The organism is Acidovorax sp. HMWF018, assembly GCF_003061035.1.
GTDB classification, from domain to species: domain Bacteria; phylum Pseudomonadota; class Gammaproteobacteria; order Burkholderiales; family Burkholderiaceae_C; genus Acidovorax; species Acidovorax delafieldii.
Genome location: NZ_QAIM01000142.1, coordinates 1,800 through 6,604, shown reverse-complemented (window position 1 = coordinate 6,604; position 4,805 = coordinate 1,800). Strand labels below are relative to the sequence as shown.

Annotated in this window: 4 protein-coding genes and 1 pseudogene; 4 read left to right on the top strand and 1 reads right to left on the bottom strand. The window is 65.7% G+C overall.

From position 1 onward, the window contains the following. From DBR23_RS30335 to DBR23_RS05560, 3 genes and pseudogenes are all read left to right on the top strand, one after another. A pseudogene (locus tag DBR23_RS30335) lies at positions 1-205 on the top strand (sulfate ester transporter substrate-binding protein); the annotation flags it as partial. Then, positions 202-1,560 carry a sulfatase gene (locus DBR23_RS05565; protein ID WP_108497570.1) on the top strand — a complete coding sequence of 453 codons (1,359 nt, stop codon included), beginning with the start codon at positions 202-204 and terminating at the stop codon, positions 1,558-1,560. The pseudogene DBR23_RS30335 and the gene DBR23_RS05565, both read left to right, overlap by 4 nt. 192 nt (positions 1,561-1,752) lie before the next feature. After that, positions 1,753-2,721 (top strand): CysB family HTH-type transcriptional regulator, encoded by a 969-nt coding sequence (locus tag DBR23_RS05560; protein WP_108497569.1) that lies wholly within the window; start codon positions 1,753-1,755, stop codon positions 2,719-2,721. A gap of 58 nt (positions 2,722-2,779) precedes the next feature. On the opposite strand, the gene DBR23_RS05555 is transcribed toward DBR23_RS05560, so the two are convergent. Beyond that, positions 2,780-4,420, bottom strand: coding sequence for an argininosuccinate lyase (locus DBR23_RS05555; RefSeq protein WP_108497568.1), 1,641 nt, complete (start codon positions 4,418-4,420; stop codon positions 2,780-2,782). A 174-nt stretch (positions 4,421-4,594) separates the two neighbouring features. Here DBR23_RS05555 and DBR23_RS30330 point away from each other — a divergent pair. Next, positions 4,595-4,805 (top strand): LysR family transcriptional regulator (locus DBR23_RS30330; RefSeq protein ID WP_233250294.1); only part of this gene is annotated, 211 nt, incomplete at its 3' end.

Below are 4,805 nucleotides of genomic sequence, written 5' to 3'. Positions count from 1 at the left end.
GTATTCGCCGCTGCTCGACGAGGGCTTCATCGCCGGTTACCAGGGCGTGCTTCAGGATGGCGTCAAGCTGGGGCTGATCCGCCAGACGTTTGACGTGAAGGCCTGGTTCCAGCCCGCCTTCGTGCAGCAGGCCGTCAAGGACCTCAAGCTCGACAAGCAGTGGCGCGAGACCGATGCCGCCGGCAAGGCCAAGGGGGCTGCATGAGCATCACCACCAATGTGGCAGCCTCCGCTTCCACCCAAGCGCCCAACATCGTCTTTATCCTGGCCGACGACCTGGGCTGGGCCGACCTGAGCGTGTACGGCCAGGCCGACTTCACCACGCCGCACCTGGATGCGCTGGCGGGCGAGGGCGTGCGTTTTACCCAGGCCTATGCCAACTCGGCTGTGTGCTCGGCCACGCGGTTTGCGCTGATCACCGGGCGCTACCAGTACCGGCTGCGCGGTGGGCTGGAGGAGCCCCTGGTGCGCAAGGCCCATGTGCACGGCCTGCCGCCCGAGCACCCCACGCTGCCATCGTTGCTGCGCGATGCGGGCTATGACACGGCGCTGATTGGCAAGTGGCACCTGGGCAGCCTGCCCACCTTCGGCCCGCTCAAGAGTGGCTACGACCGCTTCTTTGGCAACTACGGCGGTGCCATCGACTACTTCACGCACAAGCCCGGCGTGGGCGATGCCGTGGCGCGCGATTTGTACGAAGGCGAGGTGCCGGTGGAGCGCGTGGGCTACTACACCCAACTGCTGGCCGATGAGGCCGAGCGCTGGATCGGCGAGCGCAGCGCGGCCAAGCCGTTCTTTCTGTCGCTGCACTTCACCGCGCCCCACTGGCCCTGGGTGGGGCCGGAGGACGAAGAAATATCGCTGGGCCTGAAGGATCTGTTTCACTACGACGGCGGCAACCTGGCCACCTATGCGCGCATGGTGCGCTCGCTCGACAAGGCGGTGGGCCAGGTGCTGGATGCACTCAAGGCACAAGGCCTGGCCGACAACACCATCGTCGTCTTCACCAGCGACAACGGGGGCGAGCGCTTTTCCAAGACCTGGCCCTTCACCGGCCAGAAGACCGAGCTGCTCGAAGGCGGCATCCGCGTGCCCACGCTGCTGCGCTGGCCTGCGCGCATTGCACCGCAGGTGAGCGACCAGGTCACCGCCACCATGGACTGGCTGCCCACGCTGCTGGCCGCTGCGGGCGTGGCGCCCCATGCCGACTACCCGCCCGACGGCGAGAGCATCCTGCCCGTGCTGGAGGGCGATGCGCCTGCGCACCCGCGCACGCTGTTCTGGCGTTACAAGTCGCAGCGCCAGCGCGCCGTGCGCGAGGGCCGCTTCAAGTACCTGCGCATCAACGACAACGAGTTTTTGTTCGACGTGGAAGACGACACGCTGGAGCGCGCCAACCTGCGCCACAAGCACCCCGAAGTGTTTGAACGCCTGCGCGCGGCGTGGGAGCAGTGGAATGCGCAGTTCCTGCCCATCACCGACGAGGTCATCACCCACGGGCTGTCGCCCGACATCCAGGCCGACCGCTATGTGCCCGATCTGTCCCAGCGGGACATGTAAGGCCCGCACGGGCAAAAAACCAAAGAAAAGTGACTGATGCGCTAGTGGAATATGCGCTTGATGCTATCAAAAACATAGTATTTACAGACCCCTGCGCTACGGGCTGTCTGGCTACGGAACGCATGGGGCCGTCGCCAGCACGGTCCCCGCGCGGTGGCAGTCACATCGACATTGTGAGACCGGCTTTTATCCATGAACTTTCAGCAACTGCGCTCCGTGCGCGAAACCGTGCGGCGGGGCTTCAACCTGACCGAAGTGGCACACATCCTGCACACCTCGCAGCCCGGGGTGAGCCGCCAGATCCGCGAGCTGGAGGAAGAGCTGGGCGTGGAGATTTTTGTGCGGGCGGGCAAGCGCCTCACGGGCCTGACACCGCCTGGCGAAGTGCTGTTGCCCACAGTCGAGCGCCTGCTGCTGGAGGCCGACAACCTCAGGCGTGCCGGCCAGGACTTCAGCGACAGCGCGCAGGGGCGTCTGTCGGTGGCGGCCACGCACTCGCAGGCGCGTTATGCGCTGCCCCAGGTGGTGCGCGACTTTCGGGCGTTGTTCCCGCAGGTGTCGCTGCACCTGCACCAGGGCTCGCCCCGCCAGGTGGCAGAGATGCTGTTGTCCGGCGAGGCCGACATCGGCGTGGCCACCGAGGCGCTGGCCGGCTACGACGCCCTGGTCACCCTGCCGTGCTACCGCTGGACGCACAGCATCGTGGTGCCCCCGGGCCACCGCCTGCTCGACCTGCCCGGCCCGGTGACGCTGGAGCAATTGGCGCAATACCCCATCATCACTTACGAGCTGGGCTACACCGGTCGCGCGCACATCGACGAGGCCTTTGCGCGCGAAGGCATTGCGCCCGACATCGTGCTCACCGCCATGGACGCTGACGTGATCAAGACCTATGTGGAGCTGGACATGGGCGTGGGCATCGTCGCGTCCATCGCGGTCGATGAAGAGCGCGACCGCCACCTGCGGCTCATCGACGCGGGCCATCTGTTCGAGGTCAACCTCACCCGCCTGGGCCTGCGGCGCGGCGCCTGGCTGCGCGGCTATGCCTACCGGTTCATTGAAAGCTTTGTGCCGACGCTCACGCGCGAAGCGGTCGAAAAAGCGGTGCAGCAAGGCGGCGATGGCGTGGTGGATGACACCGACGGGCGCAGGCTGGAATGACGCCGGCGACGCCGTCGGTTTCTTGTTCTCCTCAGGCCCGCCCCCGGACATCCCCCGTTCAGGGCAATGACTTCACGCCCTCAAACGCCGCGTTCAGCGCCGCCTCGGCGGCCAGCAGGCGCTGCCGGGCTTCACCCGACCAGGCGCGGTCCTTGGCCAGCGTGTCCTTGGCAGCGGCTACCATGCGCGCGACCTCCTGTGGCTGGGGGCCGCCTGTGCCGGTGCGGGTCTGCACCATCTCGGCGGGGGACAGGGCGCGGCGGAATTCCTTCTCCGTGAGCGGCAGGCGCTGGTCCTTGATGTCGTACTTTTTGCCCGCTTCGCGGTAGATGCGCACGGCTTCGGTGTACGGAAAGTCCTTGGGCCGGATGTTGCGTTCCTTGGCATACACCACCACGTCCGACGCAAAGTGGTGGCCCACCCGGAACGGAATGGCATGGGTGCGCTGCAGGGTTTCGGCCAACTCCATCGACGTGGTCCATTCGGATTCCAGTTCGTCCAGTGCGCGGGCTGGGTCGATGCGCAGCGAGTCCAGCACATCGGCCAGCTGCTGCAGCATCTCCACGCCCTGGACAAAGGTCTTGGCGCTGCCGGGGCTCCAGGTGTTCTTGTAGTCGATCATGCCGGGCGTTACGTTATGGGCGCGCCACAGCGATGCCTGGGCCGACGCCACCACATCGCTGGCCTTGGCGCGGGTGTTCTGGATGATGCCCGGGTTCGCTTTCTGCGGCATGGCGCTGCTGGTGTAGGTCTTGCCGCTGGCCAGCAGCAGCCATGGCCGGGTCTGGTGGTACTGGGTGTGCACATCCTGCATGAAAGCGCCCACGCGGATGGCGGTGGAGCTGGCGATGGACGCGGCCTCGATCGGGATGTCATACGTGCTGATCTGTCCGGCATCCAGCGAGTTGACGATGAGCCCGTCAAACCCCAGCAGTTGCGCCAGGCGCTCCCGGTTGATGCCCCAGCTGGAGTTGGCCAGCACCGCCGTGCCCATGGGACTGAGGTTGATGCGGGCATAGGCCTCGCGGATGCGTGCTGAGTCGCGGGCGAACGAATCGGCAAACGCCATGAGGTAGTGCCCATAGCTGATGGGCATGGCCTGCACGCCATTGGTGTAGGCGGGCATATAGGTGGCGGTGTGCGCCTGTGCGATGGTGATGAGCCGTGTGCGCACCTGGTCCAGCGCATCGGCAAAGTCCAGCATCTCCAGGCGCAACTGCGCGGCGTTCAAGGTGGAGTGGATGTCCTGGCGACTGCGCCCGGTGTGGATCAGCGTGGCCTCGGGGCCCACGGCGTCCGTGATGATCTTCTCGACCTGCAGCACATCGGTGGGGCGCTTGCCACCCGGGGCCGTCGCCTGCGTGATCGACAACTCCACGCCCCGCGCAATGCGGCCTGCCTGGGCTTTGGGGATGATGCCTTGCTCCACGTTGACCACGGTCGATGCCATGTTGATGCGGCCAAACCAGTAGAAGGTGTCCTGCGACTTGGACAAGGCGCTGGTGGCGTCCCCCTTGACCAGCCCCTGGATCTTGGCGACCTGTGCCTGGCATTCGGCGGTGGTCTTGCAGGCGGTGTCCAGGGTGTCTGCGGCCTGTGCCTGGCCCATGGCCAGGATGGCGCCCACGACCGGAGCGAGCAGGAAGTGGGTGGAGCGCAAGGTGATCGTGCGCAGGGGCTGGCGCTGAGGTGATGGCATGGTGGTTTGTCTCCTGAGATCTCTCGCATCCAGCGGCGGGCTGGTGCGGGAATAAGATTCGTTAATTGAATGCATCTGGCGTGGGTTTGCCCCTTGCCAGCGCGCGATCGTTCCACAGCAGGCTCCGCAAGGCCAATGCTTCTTTTTCAAGTGAATTCATTTTTTGAATAAGTCATGCCGGATTTGACGCCTTCCGTCCTGTTCAACCGCATCCTGGGGCGGGTGCGCCTCAAGCACCTGCAGCTGGCCATTGCAATCGCCGACCTGCAAAGCCTGCACCGGGCTGCTTCCTCCATTGGCCTGAGCCAGCCCGCCGCGACCCATGCGCTGGTCGAGCTGGAAAGCTCTCTGGGCGGCCCTCTGTTCGAGCGGCACTCCAAGGGCA

Coding starts and splice junctions, on each gene's coding strand:
- DBR23_RS05565 (WP_108497570.1), top strand. CDS start 202: ATGAGCATCACCACCAATGTGGCAGCCTCCGCTTCCACCCAAGCGCCC.
- DBR23_RS05560 (WP_108497569.1), top strand. CDS start 1,753: ATGAACTTTCAGCAACTGCGCTCCGTGCGCGAAACCGTGCGGCGGGGC.
- DBR23_RS05555 (WP_108497568.1), bottom strand. CDS start 4,420: ATGCCATCACCTCAGCGCCAGCCCCTGCGCACGATCACCTTGCGCTCC.